The organism is Candidatus Contubernalis alkalaceticus, assembly GCF_022558445.1.
Lineage (GTDB): Bacteria > Bacillota > Dethiobacteria > SKNC01 > SKNC01 > Contubernalis > Contubernalis alkaliaceticus.
The window spans coordinates 528,494-553,466 of the sequence record NZ_CP054699.1 but is presented as its reverse complement, the minus strand read 5'-3'; the positions used below and the strand labels follow the sequence as shown (position 1 = coordinate 553,466).

General features: G+C 40.5%; 29 protein-coding genes. 12 read left to right on the top strand and 17 right to left on the bottom strand.

All coding sequences use genetic code 11. The annotated features are described in order from the left end of the window. Nucleotides 1-24: 24 nt before the first annotated feature. The 3 genes from HUE98_RS02660 to HUE98_RS02650 all read right to left on the bottom strand — a co-directional run bounded on the left by HUE98_RS02660 (nt 25) and on the right by HUE98_RS02650 (nt 2,429). Nucleotides 25-1,251 carry a sensor histidine kinase gene (locus HUE98_RS02660; protein WP_241422343.1) on the bottom strand — a complete coding sequence of 409 codons (1,227 nt, stop codon included), beginning with the start codon at nt 1,249-1,251 and terminating at the stop codon, nt 25-27. A gap of 1 nt (nt 1,252) precedes the next feature. Beyond that, complete coding sequence (locus HUE98_RS02655) at nt 1,253-1,933, bottom strand: response regulator transcription factor (protein ID WP_241422342.1); 681 nt, start codon at nt 1,931-1,933, stop codon at nt 1,253-1,255. A gap of 163 nt (nt 1,934-2,096) precedes the next feature. Next, on the bottom strand, nt 2,097-2,429 hold the full coding sequence (locus HUE98_RS02650) for a hypothetical protein (RefSeq protein WP_241422341.1): 333 nt from the start codon (nt 2,427-2,429) through the stop codon (nt 2,097-2,099). Between the two features lie 202 nt (nt 2,430-2,631). Here HUE98_RS02650 and tnpA (HUE98_RS02645) point away from each other — a divergent pair, with 202 nt between their 5' ends. The 3 genes from tnpA (HUE98_RS02645) (at nt 2,632) to tnpC (ending at nt 4,942) form a co-directional block, all read left to right on the top strand. Then, on the top strand, nt 2,632-2,946 hold the full coding sequence (gene tnpA / locus HUE98_RS02645) for an IS66 family insertion sequence element accessory protein TnpA (RefSeq protein ID WP_241420451.1): 315 nt from the start codon (nt 2,632-2,634) through the stop codon (nt 2,944-2,946). Then, nucleotides 2,940-3,296 carry an IS66 family insertion sequence element accessory protein TnpB gene (tnpB, locus tag HUE98_RS02640; RefSeq protein WP_241420450.1) on the top strand — a complete coding sequence of 119 codons (357 nt, stop codon included), beginning with the start codon at nt 2,940-2,942 and terminating at the stop codon, nt 3,294-3,296. Before tnpA (HUE98_RS02645) ends, tnpB begins: the two co-directional genes overlap by 7 nt. Nucleotides 3,297-3,367: 71 nt before the next feature. Further along, nucleotides 3,368-4,942, top strand: coding sequence for an IS66 family transposase (gene tnpC / locus HUE98_RS02635; RefSeq protein ID WP_241420449.1), 1,575 nt, complete (start codon nt 3,368-3,370; stop codon nt 4,940-4,942). On the opposite strand, the gene HUE98_RS02630 is transcribed toward tnpC, so the two are convergent. Together HUE98_RS02630 and tnpA (HUE98_RS02625) are read right to left on the bottom strand one after the other, a co-directional pair. Beyond that, complete coding sequence (locus tag HUE98_RS02630) at nt 4,885-5,409, bottom strand: hypothetical protein (protein ID WP_241422340.1); 525 nt, start codon at nt 5,407-5,409, stop codon at nt 4,885-4,887. The two genes, tnpC and HUE98_RS02630, sit on opposite strands and share 58 nt — an antisense overlap. Before the next feature lie 53 nt (nt 5,410-5,462). After that, nucleotides 5,463-5,864, bottom strand: coding sequence for an IS200/IS605 family transposase (gene tnpA / locus HUE98_RS02625; protein WP_241422339.1), 402 nt, complete (start codon nt 5,862-5,864; stop codon nt 5,463-5,465). Nucleotides 5,865-6,123: 259 nt separating this feature from the next. On the opposite strand from tnpA (HUE98_RS02625), the gene HUE98_RS02620 reads away from it, so the two are divergent. Beyond that, nucleotides 6,124-7,026: an AraC family transcriptional regulator gene (locus HUE98_RS02620; RefSeq protein WP_241422338.1), complete on the top strand. Its 903-nt coding sequence runs from the start codon at nt 6,124-6,126 to the stop codon at nt 7,024-7,026. A gap of 260 nt (nt 7,027-7,286) precedes the next feature. Here HUE98_RS02620 and HUE98_RS02615 read toward each other — a convergent pair whose 3' ends face one another. Next, nucleotides 7,287-7,625, bottom strand: coding sequence for a cupin domain-containing protein (locus HUE98_RS02615; protein ID WP_241422337.1), 339 nt, complete (start codon nt 7,623-7,625; stop codon nt 7,287-7,289). 160 nt (nt 7,626-7,785) lie between these two features. On the opposite strand from HUE98_RS02615, the gene HUE98_RS02610 reads away from it, so the two are divergent. The 4 genes from HUE98_RS02610 (at nt 7,786) to HUE98_RS02595 (ending at nt 10,570) form a co-directional block, all read left to right on the top strand. Next, entirely contained in the window at nt 7,786-8,163 is a 378-nt protein-coding gene (locus tag HUE98_RS02610; protein WP_241422336.1) for a GntR family transcriptional regulator, read from the top strand. Nucleotides 8,164-8,165: 2 nt separating this feature from the next. After that, nucleotides 8,166-9,032: an ABC transporter ATP-binding protein gene (locus HUE98_RS02605; RefSeq protein WP_241422335.1), complete on the top strand. Its 867-nt coding sequence runs from the start codon at nt 8,166-8,168 to the stop codon at nt 9,030-9,032. Beyond that, nucleotides 9,026-9,694, top strand: a complete 669-nt coding sequence (locus tag HUE98_RS02600) for an ABC-2 transporter permease (RefSeq protein WP_241422334.1) — start codon at nt 9,026-9,028, stop codon at nt 9,692-9,694. The genes HUE98_RS02605 and HUE98_RS02600 overlap by 7 nt, the downstream gene beginning before the upstream one ends. A 207-nt stretch (nt 9,695-9,901) precedes the next feature. Next, on the top strand, nt 9,902-10,570 hold the full coding sequence (locus tag HUE98_RS02595) for an ABC-2 transporter permease (RefSeq protein WP_241422333.1): 669 nt from the start codon (nt 9,902-9,904) through the stop codon (nt 10,568-10,570). Here the strand turns inward: HUE98_RS02595 and HUE98_RS02590 are convergent. Continuing rightward, entirely contained in the window at nt 10,542-10,784 is a 243-nt protein-coding gene (locus tag HUE98_RS02590; protein WP_241422332.1) for a DMT family transporter, read from the bottom strand. The genes HUE98_RS02595 and HUE98_RS02590 overlap by 29 nt on opposite strands. Before the next feature lie 72 nt (nt 10,785-10,856). On the opposite strand from HUE98_RS02590, the gene HUE98_RS02585 reads away from it, so the two are divergent. The 3 genes from HUE98_RS02585 to HUE98_RS02575 all read left to right on the top strand — a co-directional run bounded on the left by HUE98_RS02585 (nt 10,857) and on the right by HUE98_RS02575 (nt 12,032). After that, nucleotides 10,857-11,162 (top strand): aminotransferase-like domain-containing protein, encoded by a 306-nt coding sequence (locus HUE98_RS02585; protein ID WP_241422331.1) that lies wholly within the window; start codon nt 10,857-10,859, stop codon nt 11,160-11,162. Between the two features lie 94 nt (nt 11,163-11,256). Then, the gene (locus tag HUE98_RS02580; RefSeq protein WP_241422330.1) at nt 11,257-11,673 is read left to right on the top strand and encodes a hypothetical protein; all 417 of its coding nucleotides are present in this window, start codon (nt 11,257-11,259) and stop codon (nt 11,671-11,673) included. After that, on the top strand, nt 11,640-12,032 hold the full coding sequence (locus HUE98_RS02575) for a hypothetical protein (RefSeq protein ID WP_241422329.1): 393 nt from the start codon (nt 11,640-11,642) through the stop codon (nt 12,030-12,032). Before HUE98_RS02580 ends, HUE98_RS02575 begins: the two co-directional genes overlap by 34 nt. A 127-nt stretch (nt 12,033-12,159) precedes the next feature. Here HUE98_RS02575 and HUE98_RS02570 read toward each other — a convergent pair whose 3' ends face one another. The 7 genes from HUE98_RS02570 to HUE98_RS02540 form a co-directional block, all read right to left on the bottom strand. Then, nucleotides 12,160-13,995 carry a DUF6909 family protein gene (locus tag HUE98_RS02570; protein ID WP_241422328.1) on the bottom strand — a complete coding sequence of 612 codons (1,836 nt, stop codon included), beginning with the start codon at nt 13,993-13,995 and terminating at the stop codon, nt 12,160-12,162. 43 nt (nt 13,996-14,038) lie between these two features. Continuing rightward, on the bottom strand, nt 14,039-15,358 hold the full coding sequence (locus HUE98_RS02565) for an NCS2 family permease (RefSeq protein ID WP_241422327.1): 1,320 nt from the start codon (nt 15,356-15,358) through the stop codon (nt 14,039-14,041). Between the two features lie 52 nt (nt 15,359-15,410). After that, nucleotides 15,411-16,490 carry a glycerol dehydrogenase gene (locus HUE98_RS02560; protein WP_407080274.1) on the bottom strand — a complete coding sequence of 360 codons (1,080 nt, stop codon included), beginning with the start codon at nt 16,488-16,490 and terminating at the stop codon, nt 15,411-15,413. Nucleotides 16,491-16,810: 320 nt separating this feature from the next. Continuing rightward, nucleotides 16,811-17,605 carry a TspO/MBR family protein gene (locus HUE98_RS02555; protein WP_241422325.1) on the bottom strand — a complete coding sequence of 265 codons (795 nt, stop codon included), beginning with the start codon at nt 17,603-17,605 and terminating at the stop codon, nt 16,811-16,813. 23 nt (nt 17,606-17,628) lie between these two features. Next, a complete protein-coding gene (locus tag HUE98_RS17835; RefSeq protein ID WP_241423489.1) occupies nt 17,629-17,778 on the bottom strand; it encodes a hypothetical protein in 150 nt (49 codons plus the stop codon). Between the two features lie 277 nt (nt 17,779-18,055). Next, a complete protein-coding gene (locus HUE98_RS02545; RefSeq protein WP_241422324.1) occupies nt 18,056-18,601 on the bottom strand; it encodes a DUF2812 domain-containing protein in 546 nt (181 codons plus the stop codon). A gap of 7 nt (nt 18,602-18,608) precedes the next feature. Continuing rightward, nucleotides 18,609-18,929, bottom strand: a complete 321-nt coding sequence (locus HUE98_RS02540) for a PadR family transcriptional regulator (RefSeq protein ID WP_241422323.1) — start codon at nt 18,927-18,929, stop codon at nt 18,609-18,611. A gap of 453 nt (nt 18,930-19,382) precedes the next feature. Between HUE98_RS02540 and HUE98_RS02535 the strand changes: the two genes are divergently transcribed. Continuing rightward, a complete protein-coding gene (locus tag HUE98_RS02535; protein ID WP_241422322.1) occupies nt 19,383-20,027 on the top strand; it encodes a GNAT family N-acetyltransferase in 645 nt (214 codons plus the stop codon). A gap of 119 nt (nt 20,028-20,146) precedes the next feature. Here the strand turns inward: HUE98_RS02535 and HUE98_RS02530 are convergent, their stop codons facing one another. The 3 genes from HUE98_RS02530 to HUE98_RS02520 are packed head-to-tail and all read right to left on the bottom strand — an operon-like array spanning nt 20,147 to nt 24,958. Continuing rightward, on the bottom strand, nt 20,147-20,554 hold the full coding sequence (locus HUE98_RS02530; protein ID WP_241422321.1) for an EVE domain-containing protein: 408 nt from the start codon (nt 20,552-20,554) through the stop codon (nt 20,147-20,149). A gap of 23 nt (nt 20,555-20,577) precedes the next feature. Continuing rightward, on the bottom strand, nt 20,578-23,625 hold the full coding sequence (locus HUE98_RS02525) for an AAA family ATPase (RefSeq protein ID WP_241422320.1): 3,048 nt from the start codon (nt 23,623-23,625) through the stop codon (nt 20,578-20,580). Continuing rightward, the gene (locus HUE98_RS02520; protein ID WP_241422319.1) at nt 23,612-24,958 is read right to left on the bottom strand and encodes a metallophosphoesterase family protein; all 1,347 of its coding nucleotides are present in this window, start codon (nt 24,956-24,958) and stop codon (nt 23,612-23,614) included. Before HUE98_RS02520 ends, HUE98_RS02525 begins: the two co-directional genes overlap by 14 nt. Nucleotides 24,959-24,973: the final 15 nt, after the last annotated feature.

Below are 24,973 nucleotides of genomic sequence, written 5' to 3'. Positions count from 1 at the left end.
ATTTTGGTGACATTTTTGTTATATTCATTTATAAAATTTAACTGTAAATTCCGATCCCTTTTCCCTGTCACTTTTGACGGTAATATCTCCTCCCTGTTTTTCCACGATGGCACTGGCCATGGCCAGGCCGATGCCCACACTGTCCTCTCCCGCATTTTTGCCTTTGTAAAAACGGTTAAAAATATAAGGGATATCTTCTTTATCAATTCCAGGGCCTGAATCAGATATGGTAATCATCGTAAAAATTGGATTTTCTGTAAAAGATATATTTATAGATCCCTTTTCCGGAGTATGTTCTATGCAATTTTTCAATATATTTATAACGGCTTCACAGGTCCATTTATAATCTCCGGTGAAACTGGTGTTTTCCTCACCGGTTATAAGAACCTGCTGCATTTTTATGTCCAGAGGTATCTCCATGGTTTCCAGCACTTTATTCACCAAAGTTTTCATGTAAACTTTTTCTTTTTTCATGGTGATGGTTCCGGCATCCAGTTTTGAAAGTGTAAGAAGAGAAGTGACAAGCCACTGGATTCTTTCAAGCTGTGATTTCATCCTGTCAAGAAACTTATTCTTCACTTCCGGGGACTGGACATTGTACAGCAGGTCATTTAACATCAGCAGGGAGGTCATAGGAGTTTTAAGCTGATGAGAAATGTCTGCCAGGGAATCAGCCAGAGCAATTTTATCTTTTTTCTGGTGTTCTGCCTGTTTCTTCAGCATGGTAGTGATTTTATATATCTCATTTTTCAGTATACTTATATCCCCTTCATTGTTGTCCCGAATATCCAGGCAGTAATTCCCTTCCGCCGTTTGACCGGCGTATCGGGTAATCTCGTGAATTTGGCCATACTGTTTTTTTAAAAACCTCCCCATTACCAGGGTAACGGTTCCCCCGGTTAAAAGGGCCAGAAACAGGTAAAGAGCTGTATTTAATACAAAAATGTTTTGTATTGATTTTGTATTAAGCAGTATGTCGGGGGAATTAATACCATATCTCGTCAGCACAGCCTGTCCCATTGAAACAGCTTCGGGGTCGTCAGAAATAATCAGCCGGATGACATCTTGTTCCGCCTGAGGATAATTTTCTGTGACGGTACCCACCACGGCAGCATAGTGTCGGGTGATATTGGTTTTAATATATCCGATACTTATAATGCCTGCCACCAGTGTGAGTGTGGTAAATATGGCAAAGCAGATAATAAGAGTTTTTAATAATCCTGCCACTTCAGGGTTTTTCGTTAGTTTCATGCTACTCACCCACCCTGTAGCCTAAACCCCGAATGGTCTTAATTATTTCAGGTTTTCCAGGGTCATCTTCTATTTTTTCCCGAAGGCGTTTTATGTAAACTGTAAGGGTGTTGTCGTTGACAAAGTCTCCGGGAACATCCCATATGCTTTCAAGAATCTGATTTCTGGACAGCGTCCGGCCCCGACTTCCTGCCAGGATAAGTAAAAGCTTGTATTCCAGGGTGGTCAGGAGTATGCTTTTCTTCTTTTTATAAACTTTCGCCTCAGCGGTATTGATTCTGATATCGCCGATAATAATTTCTTTATCAAGAGACACTTGATGGTTATACCTTCGTAAAACACTTTTAATGCGAGAAATCAGTTCTCTTACCCTGAATGGTTTGGTAATGTAATCATCTGCACCTAGATCCAGCCCCATAATCACATTGACCTCTTCATCGCAGGCTGTTAAAAAAATTACGGGAATACTGCTATTCTGCCGGATCAACCGGCATAACTCGAATCCATCTCCGTCAGGTAGGGAAATATCCAAAATTACCATGTCAAAATTCTTATGATTGAGAGCCTGCCTGGCACTGTCAGCAGTATGACAGACACAGGTGTTAAACCCTTCCTGGACAAGGGAATACTCGACTCCCATGGCAATCGTCTTATCATCTTCTACCAGCAAAATAGAGCCCATATTTATTAACCACCTCTTAATCTTTAAATCCATAGATTAATGCTACTACAGTGTAATGCAGCAATTAGCTTCGCTGCGGAGACGGGTCCAGCGTCTTCCCTTCGGACGTAGTGATTCAAGATTCACAGCACCTTATATTGTCATAGGGTGTTATTTTTTTGCTCTATTGTGAATTTAAATAGTTTTCGATATCTTTATCTACTTCTGCCATCAAATCATTGTAAATTTTTCCAGCATCATTACTAAGTATATCACTTACTTTCTGAGGTACATAAGGAAACTCAGGAACTTTTATGTCATAATAATTTTCATATATGTATAAATTATCTTCTTTTTTAAATCCAATTTCACATAAACTACTTCCATCGGATACAGTATTACCATTTGTGTCTACCCATGTAGAGATAACCCAAGCGTATACAGTTACGCTTGAAGAAGTTTCTAACGTATCAATAATTCTATATCTTCCAGTAAAAAAGTTTCCCCTACGACCCATTGAAGGTTCTATCTCCCACAAATAATAATCCATAGCTTCTTCTAAAGTTTTTCCACCATTTATCTTTAAATTTTCTTCTGTATGTAGTGAATTTTCAGGTGCGTTTATGTTATGTAAGCGTCAAACTGTGCCCACATAGTAATCTTCCATAAAATATGCGATAATTTTCCTCAAGTAAACCAAGTGAGGAGGATTTGCATTTATGACAAAAGAAGAACTGAGAAAAATGTGGGAAGCACGGGTATCGGCTTTTAGAGTCAGTGGGCAGAGCACCACAGAATGGTGCGCTACACATGATATTAAACTTCATCAGTTACGCTACTGGCTTCGCAAATATAAAAACATAGAAAACTCTGCTGCTCCAGCACAATGGATGTCAATAGAAATAGACAGTTTAGGTTCCAACCCTGGGAACGCCATGCTAGTAAGAATAGGCAAAGCAGCCATAGAAGTAAAACCAGGATTTGACAAACAGCTACTCTCAGACCTGGTAATGACATTAGCAGACATATGCTGAACGAAAATACCGTAGAACGGGTATACCTGGCCTGCGGAAGCACGGATTTGAGAAAGGCGATCGACGGATTGGCAGTTCTGGTAAAAGAAGGCTTTGAACTGGACCCCTTCTCCCCCTGTTTATTTGTATTTTGCAACAGAAAGAGAGATAAGCTAAAGATTCTTCATTGGGAACACAATGGTTTTTGGCTATATTATCGACGTTTGGAGCGAGGCAAATTCCAATGGCCGGAACAGCCCAGCTTTAAGCCGATAAAAATCAGCTGCCGTCAGCTGCGCTGGTTACTGGATGGTCTGTCCTTAGATCAGCAACAGGCTCATTCGGCAGTAACAGCTCGTACGGTCATATAAAACATAGCAATTTCACAAAAAACCACTGTTTTTAGGAGGAATTAGCCTTATATTAGTCGAATTAATAATATATGAAAACAAAACCTAAAAATACCGCCAATTCTATAGATTACTATCAAAAACGCTGCGAAGAACTGGAAAAAGAAAATGCCGAGCTTAATGCCAAGGTAAACTGGTTTTTAGAACAATTTCGGCTCAACAAACAGCGGCAATTCGGATCATCCAGTGAAAAGACCAATCCAGATCAAATGCAGCTTTTTGATGAAGCAGAGGTAGAAGCACAGCCCCTTCTGGCTGAGCCTACAATTGAAACCATTACTTACCAACGACGTAAGAAAAAGAAGGGCCACCGTGAGGCCATGTTAAAAGATCTGCCCGTGGAGACGGTAGAGTACCGCCTGCCAGAAGAAGAGCAAATCTGCTCTTGTGGTCATCCTTTGCACGAGATGAGCACGGAGGTCAGGCAGGAGCTTAAAATCATTCCCGCTCAGGTAAAGGTAGTAAAGCATGTGCGCTATGTCTATTCCTGCCGAAACTGTGAAAAAAATGAGACAAACAACAGTCCTATAGTAACTGCTCCAATGCCTAACCCTGTGCTAAAGGGGAGCCTGGTTTCCCCGTCGTTCATGGCCTACGTTATGAGCCAAAAGTATTTAAATAGCATGCCTCTTTATCGGCAGGAACAGCAGTTTAAGTACCTGGGAATTGAATTATCCCGTCAGACCCTGGCCAACTGGGTGGTCTACGGAGCTGATAAGTGGTTAAAACTTCTATACGACCGTATGCACACTCACCTACTAAATCATGAAGTGCTACAAGCAGACGAAACCACCTTGCAGGTGCTAAAGGAACCGGAACGGCCAGCAGAATCAACTTCATACATGTGGTTGTATCGAACCGGTCGGGAAGGGCCGTCCATCGTCCTCTATGACTACCAAGAGACACGGGCCAAGGTCCATCCCCACAAGTTCCTTTCCGGTTTCAAAGGTTATCTGCAGGTTGATGGCTACGCTGGCTACAACGGTTTATCGGACGTTACCCTAGTCGGTTGTTTGAGCCACGCAAGACGGAAATTTGATGAGACGCTTAAGGCTCTGCCTAAGTCCAAAAAAAATGCTGAAGTAGCAGCAAAGAAAGGCCTGGACTTTTGCAACCGCCTATTTGCTATTGAACGTGATTTAAGCGAAAAAACCTTTGATGAACGTTATGAAAAACGCCTGGAGCGCAGCCGTCCTGTGCTGGATGCTTTTTTAGCATGGCTTAATCAACAAAAACCGCAGGTGCTCCCAAAAAGCTCTTTCGGTCAAGCTATTAATTACTGCCTAAACCAGTGGGATAAGCTTGAAGCTTTTATGCTGGATGGTCGCCTGGATATTGATAATAATCGTGCTGAGCGCTCCATCAAGCCTTTTGTAATCGGAAGAAAAAACTTCTTATTTGCTAATACCCCCCGGGGGGCTAAGTCCAGTGCTACTATCTACAGTGTCGTTGAAACGGCCAAGGAAAATGGATTAAATCCCTTTAATTACTTGAACTATTTGTTTGAGAAACTGCCTAACATAGATATTGAAAAACAGAATATTCTGGATCAACTGTTACCATGGTCTGATACTTTACCTGATAGTTGCCGGTTAAAAAATAGGTAGTTTAAATACCCTGCCTTAATTAAGGTGGGGATTATTTTACGCTTACCTTTCTGAGGTACATAAGGAAACTCAGGAACTTTTATGTCATAATAATTTTCATATATGTATAAATTATCTTCTTTTTTAAATCCAATTTCACATAAACTACTTCCATCGGATACAGTATTACCATTTGTGTCTACCCATGTAGAGATAACCCAAGCGTATACAGTTACGCTTGAAGAAGTTTCTAACGTATCAATAATTCTATATCTTCCAGTAAAAAAGTTTCCCCTACGACCCATTGAAGGTTCTATCTCCCACAAATAATAATCCATAGCTTCTTCTAAAGTTTTTCCACCATTTATCTTTAAATTTTCTTCTGTATGTAGTGAATTTTCAGGTGCGTTTATGTTATTACTACAAGCAGATAATAAAAAAGCAAAAATTATAGTGATAACAAAATATTTGGATACCCTTTTTCTCATGTCCGTTTCTCCTTGAATTTATAAGACTTTGAGGCGATATCTATAAGCTCTATTCATAGCTTTTCACCTTGACTTTCAATATATTGCTTGACAACTTCAATAGGTGCAACACCACTAGTAAGCAAACAAAAACTTCTTGCCCAAAAGTATTCTTTCCAGAGAAATTTGCGTAATTGTTGATTTTCTTTTTTAATCAAGCGAGATGATGCACTTTTGTAGGCATTGATGAATTTTGATAATTGGGTATTGGGATGCGCTTTGAACAAGATATGTACATGGTCTTTATCGTGGTTCCATTCTTGTAATGTAATGTTATACTTGGGGGATATATACTCAAATATATCTTTGAGCCTACTAGAAGTTGCTTCATCAATTACTTCTCTGCGATATTTTACAACAAGAATAAGGTGATAATACATGAGGAATACTGAGTGATTATTGCTGTCTAACTTCATTGACATGTCTCCATTAGTTGTTATTACTACTGACTATATTTTATCTTTTTCAAGATGGTTTATCAATAAGTATTGAGATAAAAAAGCAGCAATTCATCTCCCGCCTACACACTCACTAGCGTGAAGCAAGGTAGGCTTAGAGGCGGGAGACTTCTTGCTTTATAATGTTAAATAAGTGCTATATAATAAAAAAGAGCATTGACAGTCAAGCGGGGTTGCTCTCCGGTATGCTATCCTGTTTGTAAGGAGGTGCTTACATATGCACGCATGGGAACAAATACAAAAAACCGTTGACTACATTGAGGAACATCTCGCTGAGGAAATAAGAATTGAACATCTGGCAAAGCTTGCTTCACTTTCACAGTTTTATTATCAGAGGCTCTTTAGCCGCTTAGTTAAAAAGCCGGTAAATGAGTACATCAGGCTGCGCCGCCTGGCAAAGGCAGCCGAGGCTTTGCAAAATAAAAACAAACGAATTCTCGATATTGCCTTGGATAATGGATTTTCCTCACATGAAATACTAACCAGAAGCTTTAAGGATGCATTTGGGATGACACCGGAAAATTATCGTGCAAACCCTGTACGGCTGAATAACATTGCAAAACCTCAGCAGCTCTTGAATTACACACTGATTGATGAGGACGTACCCCTAATTGCCGATGGGATCATTCTTGAGGTTACACGCAAAAAGATTTTAAAACCACAGTACTTTATTGGGCTTACAGCGGAAGAACCGGTTGATCAAATGCCCGGCGGCGGCGAAACAGGAGTGGACACACTGGGACAACTATGGGATTCATTTCATGAAAAGAAAGCTTCTCTCTCTGAATTGACAGCAAACGGTGACGAACTGGGTGTTGCCTCTGCCGGCACAAAAGAAGGTTATTACCGCTATTTTGCCGGTGCTGAAGCTGTAACGGAGAAAACGCCTACAAGCTTAACCTCCTGGGAGTTGTCTGCCGGAGAGTATATTGTCTGCTCTTTTGAGGCGGAGGATTTCGAGCATCTTATTATGGATGCGGTGTACAAAGCTCATAAATACCTGTTTGAGACATGGCTTCCCAAACATAAGCTCAATGTCAAACCATTTGCTGCGGAACGCTATGCCAGCCATAGGCCAGACACTACCCGCATGGAGATATGGGTAATGCCTGAGATTTAAGATTTCAGTGTCTTGACTGCGTTACGAGGTATTCGCAAAGTCAGAGTAGATGAACTAGTCCAGCAAGCAAACATCTCTTAAGGTGCTTTCTACAAATTCTTTGATTCTAAGGAAGATCTATATTTTGCTCTTCTTGACGAAGCTCTAGAAAAGTTTAAAAGGGGTATTCTTGATGCAGCAAAGAATACCCCTTCTGAAGCAAAAACCTCCCTAAATACAACCGAACTAATTACCTGCTGCTTCGGATAATGCCGCAGATCCTATGTAGGAATATAATCTTCCCGGACCGGGGAAAACACTTCAACAGCAACTGAATCCTCCACGATCTCTGCACTGTGTTCAATATTTCCGTGGATTATCCAGCTGTCCCCGGGACTCATGTCAAAGCTTTCCCCGTCAATGGTCAAGATTATATGCCCGGAGACTAAATATCCGGTCTGTTCTTGAGGATGCTTGTGCACCGGCAGTTGTTTTCCTCGTTTCAGCCTAAACTCAGTGAGCAGTGTTTTTTCCCCGTATACCAGTGTTTTACGCTTAATCCCTTCCAGCACCTGAATAAACCCATCCTTTGATGCTTTTGCAGTAACATTATGTTTCATTTTTCATATCCTCATTTCAAAATATTCCTTAAAAGATATTCTAACACAAAAAAGTCCCAAAAATTTTTTTAAAATATATTGACCTGAAAATAATTTCCGTATATACTGTATATATAATCTATATACAGTATATACGATATGCACGGGAGGGGTGCCTTACTTGAAGATAATTATCTCCAATTCGTCACAGGAACCTATTTATGAACAGATTACCCGCCAAATTAAAAATTTAATCATTAAGGGAGAACTGGAACAGGTCCAGGCACTGCCCTCCATCCGAAGCCTGGCCAAAGAACTGCAGATTAGCGTCATTACTACCAAGAGGGCTTACCAGGAACTGGAACGAGAGGGTTTTATTGAAACGGTCAGCGGAAAAGGCTCTTTTGTGGCGGCACAAAATAAAGAGCTGTTAAGGGAGAAAAAATTAAAGTTCATTGAAGAAAAACTGACAGAAGTTGTTTCGGAAAGCAAACTGCTGAAGCTATCCGAACAGGAACTGACGGAAATGCTTCAAATCTTATACAGAGAGGTTGATTGAAGGTGGAAAATTTACTGCAAATAAATAACCTGAACAAAAGCTTTTCGGACTTTTCTTTAAAAAACATTTCGTTTTCCCTGGATAAAGGTTATATCATGGGTTTTATCGGACCCAACGGTTCCGGGAAAAGTACTACCGTCAAATTAATTATGAATCTTATCAGGAAAGATTCCGGGGAAATTAAAATCTTTGGATTAGACCATATAGAACATGAGAAAAAAGTAAAAGAAAAAATCGGTTTTGTCTATGACCAAAACCATTACTACGAAGAGCTTCGAATTGAGGAAATGAAAAGAATTATATCCAGGTTCTATAACAGCTGGCAGGAGGAAACTTTTAAAAGATATATGAAAATATTTAACTTAAAACCTCAACAAAAAATTAAAGAGCTTTCTAAGGGAATGAAGATGAAATTTTCTCTGGCCGCAGCCCTGTCCCATGATGCTGATTTTATTATTATGGATGAGCCCACCTCAGGCCTGGATCCTATCGTACGATGCGAATTTTTAGATATTCTGTATACCATTATTCAGGATGAAAATAAGGCCATACTTTTTTCCAGCCACATCACCGCTGACCTGGATACCATTGCTGACTATATTACCTTTATCAATGATGGTGAACTGGTGTTCAGCAAACCAAAAGATGATGTATTAGAAGAGTACCGAATCATTAAAGGGGGAAATGATATCCTGACCGATTCATTAAAGAAACTTGTGGTGGGCATTCGAGAAGGAAAATTCGGTTTTGAAGCGCTGACCAAAAACATATCTGAGCTGAAAAAACTATGTAAAGACAATATCATAGTGGAAAAACCTACCCTGGATGATATCATGGTATATACCGTAAGGGGGAAAAAGCAGTGTTAAATTTGGTATTGAAGGATTTTATTGTCCAAAAAAATTATTTCCTTTTTGCCCTGGGATACAGTTTTTTTATCTTTTTCACCTTCGGATACAAGGGAGGGCCGTTGGCCTCCGCCGCTTATATTATGGGTACCGTAGCCATTATCTATATGTTCGTCCAAAACAGCTGTGCTGTGGATGAAAAAAATAACAGCGAAATAATCCTGCTGAGCCTGCCCTTAACCAGAAATAACATTGTCATATCCAAATACATTTCCAGCGTGATGTTCGCCCTGTTTACCCTGGCAGTCATAAGTATTGTGGGATTTGGGCTTCATACCCTGGGGGTGGGAGAAATATTAGCTATCACAATTCTGGAGACATCAGCAGCTGTTCTGCTCACAAGTTTTTTTATCGCTTTATACCTGCCTGTTTTCTTTAAGTTGGGGTACCATAAAACACGGTATGTTAGTATGTTTATGTTTTTCTTTTTATTTTTCGGCCCCAGCACCTTCATTAGTTATATCATAGAAAATCCTGAAATACAGTGGATTTTTAATGTAACAGAGATGCTGGTAAACTGCCCTGAATGGTATTTCTTAACAGCCGGGCTGGCTGCCGCAGGTTTTCTGCTAACCCTTTCCATACTGTTGTCTAACAAGTTTTATAAACACAGGACGTTTTAACTTTACAAACACAGGACTTGTAACTTCATCCTGCTGTTTTTAGAGCCCCCGGGGTATCACTGCCGGGTTTTAAGCCTCTTTCAGCACAGCCTGGAAAAAGCAAGCTAAGAGCTTGATATTTACAATATTTAAGGTTATGGAAAACAGCGGTGTAGTGCAGGTAGACAACCGGAGCACCTAAAAAAATAGCTATGGAGGAGTATATGTATGATTTATCTCATTTTAAAAGATATTTTAGTCCAAAAAAAGGCTTTGCTGGCAGCGCTTGCTTACAGTTTCTTCTTCCTTCTGGTTCTTGGCTGCCAGGGAAATCCTCTGTCTATTGGGGCCTATATAATTGGGGCCTTGGCCATTAATTATATGTTTGTCCAAAACAGCTGTGCCGCTGACGAAAAAAACAGCAGCGACATTGTTCTTAACAGCCTTCCCATCACTCGCAGGGATGTGGTAGTTTCTAAATATCTTTCGTCTATTCTTTTTATTATTTATAATATTTTTATCATAAATGCTGCGGGTTACTTTTTATCCACATTAAACATCGGGCAAATCACTCCCATGACCATCCAGATTGCAGCCATTATCTTCCCCTTAGCCGTATTTTTTACTGCCTTTTTCCTGCCGATTTACTTTAAAATAGGGTATGAAAAATCCCGACTTTATGTCATGTTCGGATTCCTGTTTTCCATATTCCTGCCCAGCTACCTGATCAGTTATATAATCGAAAACCCATCTGCAGCCTGGGTTATCACCTTACAAACATTTTATGAAAACAGCCCTGCCTGGATCATGGGGTTAATGGGAACAGCAGCCGTATTTGCCTTGTTCCTGCTGTCCATTTTCATTTCTATCAGATTTTATTTGAAGAGAGCTTTTTAGCATTATTTTTATTTTCTGTTCTATTTGATACTGGCTCTTTGATGGAAACACTGCTGCAGCCGATAAGCACCATGCCGATAATAATCAATACCCCGCCCCACCACTGCTGCCATCCCATTATCTCCACTAATAAAACTACAGACAACAGCATAGATGTAAAGACTGCCACCTTCATAAACGATGGCACGTTCTCCGCACCCACACGGATGTTCAAAACCCACCCCTGGAACAGGCGGCTTTAGCCGAGTTTTTACGAACAAGAAAATTTGATCGGCATGTCCAAAAAATGCGAAAAATATACGGCCAGCGGCGGCTGCTGCTGGATACGCTGCATGAGACATTTGAATGCCGTTGGTGCTCCTACGGCGACGCAGCAGGGCTGCACTTAACTATAGAATTTCCGGGCATGCGTTTTGATAGCTCTTTTAGAAAAAAGTGCCTTAAAAACGGTATAAATATAACCCCTGTGGAATACCACTGCATCCAAAAAGGCCGTCATGTTGACAAGCTGCTTATTGGCTACGGACATCTGGAACCTAAAGAAATTCAAAGCGGGATAAAACTGCTGCATGAACTTATCACACAGCAGTGAGTCAGGGAACGGTTCCTTGACTCACTGCAATTTATTCAAGCCTATAAGAATTTACACAAATGCCTGTATTACATAAAGCTAAAGGAGTGACCTTATGGGTGAATATGAAAAAAATCTGCTCAGCGAGACTGAGCATTTAGAGCAAACCCTGTCTATTATAAAGACTCAAATAGAAAATGAACTTGTTGAAACCGCAGAAAAAAAGAAAAAATTAATCGCATTCAGACGAGATATGTATGAAAATACGTCCCATTTTTCAAATGACTTCGATAAGCTAACTGAAATGGTTCAATACCTGAGCCCCCTAGAGGTTCAAACATACGACTATGAAGCGTCTCAAAAAAGAATTGAACAGTATAAGAAACTCTTATACTCCCCCTATTTCGCCCGCATAGATTTTATAGAAGAAGGCTTTGACAAAGAATGTATTTATATCGGTATGGGTAACCTGACGGATCATGAAACCATGAACACCTTTTGGACAGAAAAAAGACCACAACCTTATTTATGAGAAAAAGCTTCCGATCTTCCTATGAAATAAGCACATTTAGTTCTCAATTTGTGGACGGTGACACTGACATACAAGCCTTTGATAGGCATGGGAGCAAACCAAGAATAGTTGGAAAATCCTGTATAAAAGAACTTGACTATGCTGTCATACAGGATACAATAGAGTGTCAACAATCTGGCTGTAACTCAACAGCTATCCTTTGCAAAAGTATGAAGCAGGCCGGGGATCTATACGAAAGGATTAAAGGTAAAATCTCTGTGGAATTGCTAAACGAAGATACTGCCAATAAAACATCAGGAGTATTTATAATGCCAATATATATGGCAAAAGGGCTGCTAACCTTCTCTCTTGCCTCCTAACCGATTTTAAACTATTGCAGACTGTTTTGTTTTGTTCTTGCTATAGTTCCATTATCTATCTTTCTATCTCTGAGTGCTTCCACAGGATTCGGCTTATCCTCATATCTATAATCTTGGCCTTTTAAGTTCACCCTCTGGTTTCTTTATTGATGATATCCTGAAGGATAGCCAGGCCGCAGGCATAGACAGCTTCCAGTCCGGTCAGTCCCAATCTTCTGCTGAGCAGGCTTCCCCTTAAATTGTAAGGGGTATCGGAAGTATAATGCAATAACCCCAAAGAAAATCCATGCGGCATGCATGATTTCAGGTTTTTGTCCACCAAAGGTTTGTTGTTAAAAGTCTGCTCCAGAGAAACCATAATAGGTCCAGCCTCCATCTCAATTCCTGTAAAATCCTGTGAAATAAACTTGTGCACTGATTGCCGGCTATGTAGAAAAGCGCCGTGAACCGTTAAGCTTCGCTGCTCTCCAAATACAGCAATATTTTCTACAAAGGGCAGCACATTGCGCAGCCCAAGGCAATTATTCAGGATAAAGTGGTTGCCGGTATGAGAATCAAATACCTCACAGGGTATCAGGATATCTCCCAGGCGCCCTATCATAGCGGCGCTTTTACCCATAATATATAAGCCCTTCCATTCTTTCAAGCGGCTGGCCGCTTCATTAATCAAATGGCCGGCGGCCAAACCCAGGGGATAATCAAGATTAAGGATTACCGCACGGCTTTTTTCAAGAGAGTTCACCTGTGGCAGGTTTATCCTGGGATCCAAAAGTTCAGGACGCAGATGAGCCAACTCCACAATTTGAGCTTCAAGCATCAGGGGATGCCTGATGAATATTCTGGTCAGGCCGGCCTCCTTTTCAGCCTGGTAACGAGCTTTTTTTATCCGGGGTTGTTTTTGCTCCAACAGGTGGAGGAGGTAGTAATTCATATTGCGCCTTTCTCCCGGTAAAGCCTGTTTTAACCGGTTAAGCGCTGCTGCTAATTCCGGTTGAGGTTTGATTTCAGCCGACTGGATACCCTCTTTTTCATATGCCGGTGCAAAGCCTGTTACCAGGTTAGCCAGGGCATGGGTATTACTTGTAATCAAATAGACCGGGCGGCTTTCCAAATCAAACCGGGCTAGTTTATGAAAAAGCTTTTCCCACCATTTTGAAGCCGTCCGCCGAAAGTCCCCGACTGACACGGGAAGCATGGTCAGGGCAAAGTTTTTTGGGCCGGCGGCTATCCGGGCGACAAACCCTTGCCAATTATGGCCCTGAATATTCTGCAGGGCCTCAAAATCGGCCCGGCCCAATCCCAGAATCTTTCTCAAGGGTTCGGCAACCTGATAAGCTGAAATGCTGTTGTTTGCCAACATGACACCCAATTGATGACCGGCCAACAAGCGATGTATTTTATTCCATTCAATTTGGTATGCGCACAGGGCGGTAATCAAGTCATCCAAATCTGAAAAACTGGCAATTAAGATAGACAGTGTGTCCACACCGTCAAAGTAAATTGTTCTACGTCTGGCCTGGGCTTGTATCTTCTGCCAGTTGTGACCCGCTGCCAATGTCTGAAACAGAAATTCCTGATTACCCGATATCAGGATCCGGTTGGCCTGGTCAATGACTTTTGGCAACCGGGCCGATGAATAAAGAATGGCCGAAGGAGTAAGCCCGGGTTCACCGGCCCCCCGGTGGAGACTTGAATCAAGCCTGCAGTGTAACTTATGCAGGCTTTCCAGGTTCATTTCTTTAACTCCCTTTCCTATGAAGCGAAGAGATTTGAGATAATCGTTAACCGTCTGGTCATCGGCCATTGCCTTCTTTTCTCCTGATCTTATTATCTTTTTGCAGTCTTCTATCATCATTACTCTCTCGTTTCTGACCTGGACAAATCGGTAAAAGTGGATTATCTCCCGGCTTTTCAAACCTTGAGCGACGGGCAGGGACACCTTTAATGTGAAAACCCTGAACATGCCCTCCGCCTTTGGCGAACGGGTATCCCTAGTAAATTAAGGACTAATGTCCGTATTTATCGGCATTCAATAATAACCACAAAGCCACGGCATTAAGGAAAAGCATCACCGGGGTAATCCGGTTGAACTTGCCTCCAGCCACCTTAAGGAGGGTCCAGCTCAGAACGCCCCAGATTATGCCTTGGGTAATAGATTGGGTTACAGGCATAATAAACATGGCCATGAAAAAGGGAACTGCTTCATCAAAACGTTCCCAGCGAACATAAATAAGGGGTTTCAACATATAAACCCCGGCCAATATCAAAAGGGGAGCTGTAGCCAGGGACGGAACCAGGGTTAAAAGAGGCGAAAAAAACAATAAAGGCAGAAACAATAACCCGGCAATCACGGCGGTTAGTCCAGTGCGCCCTCCCACCTGGACTCCGGTGGCAGACTCGATATATGCGGTAGCCGGGCTACTGCCTAAAAGACCGCTCAGCGCCGCCCCGACAGCGTTAGCCTTCAGGCTCAGCTCCAGGTTATGCGGATTGCCTTGAGTATCTACCAGATCTCCGGCCTCACTGACTCCCACGAAGGTTCCCAGAGAGTCAAACAGGATACTGAAGGTAAGCATGAGAATAAAGGGCCAGCAGGCCGGTTGGGCCGCCCCCATCAGATCCATCCGGCCAAAGAGACTCACATCAGGCCAGGCCAGCCAGCCAGTATAATTCACAACCGGCTCCATTTCTCCCCACCAGCGTCCCAGGGGCCAGGCCAAAATGCAGGCCGCAAGAACTCCCAGAATTAAACCACCGGAAACCTTACGTAAAGCCATCACTAAAGCAATTACCATCACTATCAGAAAAGTCCAAAAATGGGCGTTTAAGGGCCCCAGGGATGTGCCTGTTTGCGGATTATAAACAATAAATTCTGCGGATTTCAGACCTAAAAGAGCAATAAACAGTCCGATACCCCCGGCAAAACCGAATCTCAGACTGTGGGGCACAGCTGAAAGAAGACGTTTTTTCCGGTCAACGGCCAGAATTATCAGCAGCAGCAGGCCAGCATAAAAAACGCAGCCCAAAGCGCTCTGCCAGGAAATATCTCCGGAACTTACCACTGCAGCCACAAACAGAGTATTAAGCCCCATTCCCGGAGCAATCAAAAAAGGATTATTACTGTAAAGACCCATACCAATACTGCCCAGAGCGGCAATTAGAACAGTGGCGGTCAGAACTGCTGCCGGAGGCAGACCCGCTGCGGCCAATATCAACGGATTAAGAGCAACGATATACATAGCCGACAAAAATGAGGTTATTCCAGCCAGAAATTCGCGGAATACATCACTTCCGCAATTTTTTATCTCAAAAAAATCCCTGATCATGATTTGTTTCTCCTTGAAAAACAGGATATACGCGATTATGTTTTCTATGCTGCTATAATATATTTTTTCTTCGTTTTCCTTCCCCGTTAGCAGCTTGCATGGCATAAACTACCATTTGTGGGGTAATCTCTCCTGCTTCATGATGAATACTTTCACCCGCAATACAGGCTTGGGAGGCAACTTTCCAAAGGTCATCCAGCGAAATGTCGGTCAATCCTATCTCGGCCAGGGTAGTTGGCAGACCTACACTTTCGCAGAAAGAATAGACTTCGTCAATTTGTGATTTTGATTTGCCCGTAAGAAATAATGAAGATAAAACCCCCATCGCCACTTTTTCGCCATGATAATAATTGTGTGTCTGGGGAAGAACCGTCAACCCGTTGTGAATGGAATGAGCCGTGGCCAGCCCGCCGCTTTCAAATCCCAGTCCGCTTAACAGGGTATTGGCTTCAATTACATGCTCCAAAGCAGGTGTAACGGCATTTGCCCGACAAGAGGTTATGGCGGCAACTCCGTATTCCAGGAGCGTGTCGTAACAAAGCCTGGCCAATGCATAAGCAGTAATAGAACCTAATTCTCCCGCCGCATTGTTAGACTTTGTTTTTTGGCAAGATTCAGCTTCAAACCAAGTTGCCAAAGCATCTCCCATACCGGCAATAAGAAAACGAACCGGCGCATTGGCAATAATCCCGGAATCCACCAGTACAAGGTCAGGGTTTTTTTTCTGGTATTCGATTCGGGTTACAACCCCTTCTTCACTATATACTACCGCACAGGCACTGCAGGGGGCATCCGTGGATGCAATTGTAGGTACTACCGCTACCGGAACATTCAGGCGGTCAGCGACAATCTTTCCGGTATCAATAGTTTTTCCTCCACCAATGGCAATGATAAATTGGGCCTGGCGTTCTCTTCCGATGTTTGCAAGCTGCTCAATTTCAGCGTCACAGCATTCCCTGTTAAATTCCTCAATAAATAACTCTACATTTGATGATTGTCCCTCCAACCTGTCCTTTAGCAAACTGAAGGCCGAAGGAGCCATAACAGACAAACCCCGTTCGCCAAACCTGGATAATGCACTTCCCAATTGCTCAATTACATCTGTTCCTTGTATGTAACATCCGGGAAACAATGTTTTAGTAATTATTGAAAAAACCTCCTTTTTAGATGTGTAATTATAAACGTTTTATTAACAAAACCATGAATCCTCAAGGCATCTCATGCTGCCTAATGTAACATATTCGCTTTTTTCCAAGGTCTGTTATGAAGAGAGAATATTGTAACACACTTTGTTTCATTTTGGTTGTTGCTATCAAACTAATTATACCAGAATACACGCCTTTTTAAGTGTGTTTTTACATATAATCCTTCCTTTAATGCAATTAGATGCCATTTTTAGGCTCTCAGAACTTTTTAATTTATGAAAAAATATAAATATTCTTGTCTGTTTAATCACCCACCTTTTTTAACAACTGCCTTTGAGGCATAAAGCCTATATAATAAAATACCAAACATGGCAAAAGAAATGGTTACAGCAAATAATATACTGTAATAAACCTGTTCTGTTATTATCCTTTGGACAGCAATACCGATGAAAGCCCAAAAGAAAACCAAAAGGAAAGCAATGTCCTTATGTATAAATGTGTTTATCGCAGCTAACAGGGCTCCTGTCAGTATTATCAGCACAGCCCAAAAGGCATCAGGCAGATTAAATCCCTGCCACTGAATACTAACTAGGTAAGTTGTTATGTTAGCTATCATGGCTATAGAAATCCACCCAAAATATACACTGAAAGGAATATGAAAGAAAATTAATTCTCCCCTGGAAGGTTTCTCTTCAACCTTCTTTATTCGTATATAAATCACCGCCAGGGAGATAAAAATCAGAAACATAAAAATGAGGGAAAGTCCTATTAGCCTGTAGTGCCAGGCAAAGACCCAGGCTATATTAAAAATAGATGATGCTGCAAAAAATATAGAAACCTTCTTCAAGACACCTTTAAACACAGAGCTTTTACGAAACAGGCCCTTTGCCTGATAAACTACAAAAGCTGCTAAAAGCAGGTAAATAACAACCCATATGGCAAAAGTAAACCCTGCCGGGGCAAAAAGATTCGGATATGAATCTGATACATCTCCTGTTGTAACACCATTAATGGGCAGGGTATTTGCCAGGAAATTAACTATAACCACCCCAGCAAAAGTCACAATATTAGTAATCTGTAATGATACCCAATTGTATTTCATTAAAACACCTCCATCATTTTTACTTAATGATATACCTTAACTGTGCAAACATTGCGGAGATCTTCTTCAAAATTACCCATATATTTTCCCCCACTGGGCCAGGTTATTATCCCTTTTCCATGTTTTTTACCATTTTTCCATTCTCCCTGATAGAGGGCACCTTTAGGATTAATTCTGCAATTATATTGTAATTCCTCTTATTTAATAATATTTATTATTTATATAAGTTATTTTTTTTTGAAGAAGAGGAAAATCTTTTCAGTGGAGCAGACCTGGAAGATCCCCATAGTGTGCTGGATGGTACCGGTAAGAAAATACTGCGTTCACCGGAACAGGCTGAGGAGAAGCGTGGCGCACCGCAAAGCTTGATAGAATGAGCGTCAAAACTGAATGATTAATACGCAGATAAAAAGGACAAGAAACCTTTCTCTTGTCCCGCCTTCACAATATTTAATCTGTACTTTGTTTTATTCTTTTATTATAACGCATTATTTGGATAGTTATAAAACCCATCATTATACTTGAAACGAAATGTAAAGGGATTAAAGATATCAAATAAATTTTATTAAAAGAAATAAAATGCAGCTGTACATCTAAAATCATCATAATTAAAAATGCCAGCGAAATAATAAAAAGAGTTATAAATTGAGGAAGAAGCCTGCTGTTCCTATCTATCAATGATGCTTTGTCTGTATATATATCTGGTTTTTCATTTTTATAAGGCTTTCGCCAAATATACCAGCCCCCGACTCCTTCCCTAAATAATTCCCAATTATCGTCCGTGAAAAGTGAAAAATAATTATCGTCGACTTCTGTTTGAAAATCTACGCAGTATCGAATTTGTCTTGCTTCTCCCTTTTGAAAATGGAACCTGAGTGAAAGATAATCAACTTGAAAAAGGTTCCATCCCTTTTTCTCCATCTCTTCCAGCCAGCATTCTATTTTTTCTGGATTCCAGCCCCACCACAAACGCCATTTTGTTTTAATGGACTTCATTTGAAATTCACCTCCTTCCTTTCCTGCCGTTTTCCAGCAATTCCTGAAGCCTGAACATTTCCAGTTCAAGGAGCTTCTCTCCCTGGCTGCTGATTATATAAATTTTTCTCCGGTCTTCCTCTTCTACGGGAACAATTATCTGGTCTTTTTCCATTTTAGACAAACTGCCATAAATGGTCCCTGCCCCTAACTTTACCCGTTGATTTGTAATTTTTGTTACATGCTGCATAATTCCATATCCGTGACGTGGTGTAACTAATGCAAGCAGGATATAATAGGCTGTTTCTGTCATGGGCAGGTATTTTTTAATTAATATTTCATCTTTCATAACTACATTCCCCCCCCCTCTATATCACGTCATGATATAATTAAATATAATATAACATTGTGCAATACATCATGTCAAGATATAGTGTAAAACTTTTTAAATAATTATTTAGGGGCTGCTTCTAACTGCATTTGTGATTAAAAAGCAAAAAAAACTTATTATATACAGTGAACTCGTTTCAGCAAGCTGAAACGAGTTCACTGTATATTTTTAACCAACGTTTCACACCCCTGTTGTTTTTTACTAATATTTGCGTTACACTTATTTACGAAAAGGTGATTGTTTGAACGTATCAAAACATAACTCTTTCCATACCTGTTAGAATACATCAAAGAAATAATACCTTTTTTTGGGACCAATGATAGATGCCAGTGCTAAACAAATGAAATACGAAATTATCTAGACAGAATAATTAATCATAATCAAATATACGAAGGAATAGGAGAATTTAAAATGGATTATAATACAGACAGAAGTGATTTGATGTCAACATCTTCCCTTTATCCCCTTACAAAAGAAGATATTCCCAGAGCTGTTGAATGCCTGAAGGATGCCTTTAAAGATGACCCTCTCTGGAAAGAGGTATTCAAAAATGACCCTGACAAGGATAACGCATTGTCAGGTTTTTTCACATGCCCTTTATTATACGGAATGAAGTTCGGAAAGGTATACGCTGCGTCCCCAGAAATAGAGGGAGTAGCTGTCTGGCTTCCCGGAAAGTATGCTGATATGACAATGTGGCGTATGCTGCGCTGCGGCGCCTTGTCGTACGGAGCTAAGATGGGAAAGGAAACCATAAGCAATCTTTCAATCGTATCAAAACAACTTGGGTCCGAAAGGAAAAGGTTGATGAAGAACAAGTCATATGTATACTTAACCATTATCGGAGTATCTTCTACAGCACAAGGGAAAGGGTTTGGAAGCAGGCTCATGAATGCCATAACAGAAGAATGCAGCAGAGAGGGGCTTCATCTCTATCTGGAAACGGAAAAGGAAGAAAACCTGACGTTTTACAAAAAGCACGGATTAACCGTGCTAAAAGACATCATGTTTGAAAAAATCAATTTGCCAATGTGGCTAATGAGCGTAAGCCTATAAACAAGAGAATACATTGTCATGCTCTCCCCCTTTTCGCCGGGAGTACCCGTATTCTTGTGTAAATGGGACTTTCACATATTTTCAGGGTATACTATTATTGGCTCTTACCTGCCAGAATCTCATAACGCCCACTCCAAAACCTTATCCCATTGCTGCCGGCTCACCGGCACCACGGAAAGGCGGGCCTGGCGAACCAGCTCCCAGTCCGGGAAAAGGCTGCTATCCTTAATCCTTCGAAGTGTAACCGGCCTGTTTACATGTTCAAATGGAACCAGATCAATTACCAGACGGCGGGGGTCACTTTCAGATGGGTCTTGATAAGGATTTTTAACAACACGGGCAATTCCTACTACAGCCCGCTCTGATCCGGTATGATAGATAAAAGCCAGGTCATTTACCTTCATACGGGAAAGGTTTTTTAAAGCCGCTGGTGCTTTTACCCCATCCCAAACAACCTTTTTCTCCTGTAACATATCCTCCCAAGAGTATTCACCGGGTTCTGTTTTTAAAAGCCAATAAGTCTGCATATAATTACCTCTCTATATTAAGTTTAAATATCTTCTTTTCTTAAGGATATGATGTTTTCTGTTAAAGCATCAAAGGCATCATCATGGCTAATTACAAAAAGCTGATCAAAGCCCGAGGTACAGTTTTGGATGGCCGCAGCCAAGTTTTGACGCCTGGTAACATCCAGGTTTGTGGTGGGCTCATCAAAAAAGCCAATTTTAACATCAGATAACATTTTCATCAGAGCCAGCCTAATAGCTAAAGCTGCCGTCATCTGCTCGCCACCGGAAAGCTGTTTAAAGACACGGGTCCTTTCTTTAGAATGACGGTTATCTTTAAGCTGCAGTTCATACCCTGAGGCCCATTCCAATTGAATATTTTCATTAGAAACTTGGCGGTAGATTTCATTAGCTTGAAATGAAAGATGCCGGCGGTAAACTTGAGCAATGGGGTCGGCCGCATCTTTTAGAGTATTCCTAATGATTTGAGCAAGCTCCTTAGTCTTTTTCTTAACTAAGAGCTTTCTTTTATTATCTTCCCATTCTTCTTTCTTTTTTAATAAACCCTCCAGTTGTTTTTTTAAAATGTCAATATCCTTCTTAATTTGCTGAAGGGAATAATTAAGTTCGGTTACTTTGGTGGTCAATTCACTTAATTCCCTTTTAAGCCCTTCATGTTTTTCCGGTTCATATTTACTAAATAATTGTTCCAGTTCTTTAATTAAGCCTTCAATCTTCTTAGTAATTATTACGGCCTTGGACTGGCATTTTCCCATATCCTGCTCTATTTTTCCTAATCTTTCTGAGGTTTGTATGTTTTCCTTATACTTATCATAGTGTTCTTGATCCCCTTCTAGCCCTTTCTTAAGGGTATCTACCATACCTTCTACCTGGTCAAATTGTGCTAAATCCCCTTTAAGCTTCTTAATCTCATCCTTTAATGCTTCTAATTTTTTGCTTCTGTTATCCAGCTCCGCTTTCTTTCTCCTTAATTCCTCAACTTGTCTGTAATTATTATCCATTTCCTTGAGACAGTGTTCTTTCTGCTGTCTGATTTTTTGTACTCTTAATTTTACATCTTGAAGAATATGATTAAGCCACTGTTTAATCTCTTTAACTTCCCCCTGGCCCTTTTCTAACCATCTTTCAACTCCTGCTTCAAGCCGGTCCCACTTTGTAAGCCAATCCCGAATTTGATCTGTATCTTCTGTATTAGAGCCGCTTATTTCTTTAAGCAGGCCTTGGCATTCTTTTTCATTTAACCCCTTACAAGTAAAAAACGCCTGGGCAACAAAGTCTTTAGGCTCAACCCAATGATTAATTTCCTTAACTAAGCTTTCCAACCTTAAATATTCACTTTGGCCTTTATATACTAGATCAGATATTTCTTTTAAAGATACAGATTTAAATGACTTGCTCAAATCTTTTAGTTTATCATCTATGGTTTTTCTAAGGCCCTGCATTCTTTTTTCTTCATCTTTAGCTAATGCAACCTCTGTTTTTAGTTTCTCATATTTGTCTTTTTGCTCTTTTAAAAGCTCTAATTTTTCTTTTATATTTTTTAAACCGGATTCTATTTCTGTTAATTCTTTTGCAAAGAAACCACTTAAATCCCCGGCTACTTTTGTGCTGGGGCAGGCCTCCTGGATTATAGGGCAGCGGCCTTCCAATAAGTGGGATTGGTTTTGTCTTAGAGTTTCCTTTCTGGCCTCCAGAGAAGATTTTTCCCGCTGCAGTTCTTCACCTTTTTCTATCACCGTTTGAAGTTCTGCTAAATCTTTCTCCAATACGGGCAAACTTTTAAGCTTTTCCCCGGTATTCTGCATTTGAGAAGCCAATTCTTCAATGCTTTGCAAATGATATAGAGCATCTGCTGCTAACTTTTGTTTAGCATCGAACCATTTTTTTACAATATCATAAGGGTCACCTGCCGATTTGGTTTTCTCTTCCCAGGTGTTTATCTGAGTTAAATCTTTCTCTATTTGTTCCAGGCTTTGGGAGTTCTCGGACTTATATTTTTGCAGCCCCAAAAGTTCTTTTGTTAACTCCCCTTCTCTCTGTCTATTGTTTTCGGCTTCTACGTTTATACCTTTTTCTTCTGCAGTGTAAGTCCTTACTTTTTTCTCAAGCTCAGCATTAAAACAGTCTTTTTCTTTTTTCCTTTTTTCCCATTCCTTTAATTTCTTTTGATTTTGCTGATAGCGTTCATAGGCCTCGCTTGTTTCTTTTATAACCTTTCGCGCAGTTATAGCTTCTTCTTTTTGTTTATTTAAGGAATCTATGTTTTCTTTTAAGGAAGAAAGCTTTTGTTCCAGCAGCTTCTTCTCATGTTTTTTGGCTTCACTTAACTCTTTTAATTGAGCCCATTCCTTTTCTTTCTCCTCCCACTGCGTCTTCTTTTGTTGAGCTATTTTTAGCTCTTCAGTCCTCTCTTTTTCTTCCTCTATCTTTTTCACTGTTTCTTCTTCTTTGGCTGGAACCTTTTCAACCTCTTTTTCTAAGTAATCTATTTTCGCTTGTAGTTCCTTTTCTTCGCCTTCAATAAAGTTTTTAAGAGACCTGCTCTTCTCAAAGGCTTCACGGTATCCCTCTACCTTTAGGATTTCATCAAAAATCCTTTTACGATTGGCATTAGTTTCTAAAAAAGGGGCTGTAAAGAGCCCCTGGTCAACCGCAATAACCTGCTCAAAAATTTTAGCCAGGCTGTCTTCAGGATCTACTCCAATGTTTTCTTTTATCCAGCGGCTGACATCATCAACCCCTTGCAGTTCATTTAGAACTGCCTCCGTTTCTTCATCGTAGACTTCCCATTTAACAATTTTACTCTGCTTATTAAATTTTCTAATTATTCTATAAAGCCTCTCATCCTTTGCCTCTATTAAGACCTGGACTTCACCGCTATTTTTACCGTCCCTGACAAACTGTTTGGCATTATAGGGTAAATAATTAAATAAAGCAAATCCAATGGCTTCAATTATAGTTGTCTTTCCTGCTCCATTCACACCGGAAATAAAGTTAATTCCTTCTTCAAAGTTGATAGTTTTATTTTCATAACATTTACAATTTTTTAAGTGAACTTCAAATATTTTCATCCCATTTCACTTCCTCATTGTAATTGGACTCCAGGGCAGCAGCCACTTCACTCTCCTGCTGTACTTTTTCTTGTGTTATGGTTTGTTCCTTTACTTCTTCTGCTACAATTTTTTCTGCCAAATTTTCAACCAGGACTGAAATGGATTGATCTGCTGCCTCATTATGTATAAGTTCTTTAATCTGCTTGGAAATATCCACCATCTCATCCGCCCAAAGATTTAGTCCACCATTGTTTAAAAAGATTTGACGCAAAACTTCTCGTTCCAGGTCTTCTCGATTCATTTCAGCAGGGTTATCAGTCAAAGCCTCCTGCTCTCCTTTCATCACAGTGTTATTAACTACTTCCACAATAAGACAGTCATGTGCATTTTTTATTCTATCTTCTAATAATTTGGTATCAATAGAAAGGGGGCTAAAAGGAGTGGAGCCTTTAATAACCAATTGGACTATGGGATTAGAACCTTTCATAACGTCTAATTTATCTATCTCCTTATCACAAAGGTTATAAACATCTTTCACCTCTTCACAACCGGTGACATTAACGGCACAGGAATGAACGGGGCGTCTTACACCAGGTATATGGGAGACTTTTATCTCTCCCTCTTCTAAAACTACATGGTAAAAGCCTTTTTCCTTAGCTCCTTCTCCCACATCCCAGCACTCAGGACAGCCCGGGTTATAAATCCAGTCCTCAAGTTCATAGCGGTGATGAATATGGCCCATAGCTACATAATCAATTTTATCTTTTAAAATAGCAATATCCTCGTTTTTTATCCCTCCAAGATGCATCAGCATATCAACGGCTGAATGTAACATAAGAATGGTTGGATCTTCTGACTTTTCCAATTGCTCATTAAGTTCATTCACCCTGCGGCTGGTCATTGAGCCCTGATAGCCAAGGCCCACAAATCTTACCCCTGGAAAGGATACTAAATTTCCTCCCTGCTTTTCCTTATATGATTCCAAAACCAGGGAACCCTCCTCAAAGCGTGGGCTTAACAGGTAAAGGTACCCTTGTTCATTTAGAAAATGCAGCCATGATTCAGCTCCTTCACCATAAGGGGCCTTATCATGGTTTCCTTCAACGACAATGACCTGTATATTCTTTTCTTTTAGCTTGCTAAGTTCAGAAATGGCCTGACTTAAAGTTCTGGGATTTATACTGCGCCTGTTGAAAAAATCCCCGGTTACAATAAAATAATCTACTTTGTTTTCAATAGCATAATTCACTATGTATGCAAAAGAGCGGTGAAAGTCATGAAACCTTTCTTCATTATTATATTGGTTAAATCCTAAATGAATATCTCCGCAATGAATGATACTAACAGGCAATCTGTTCTCCTCCTT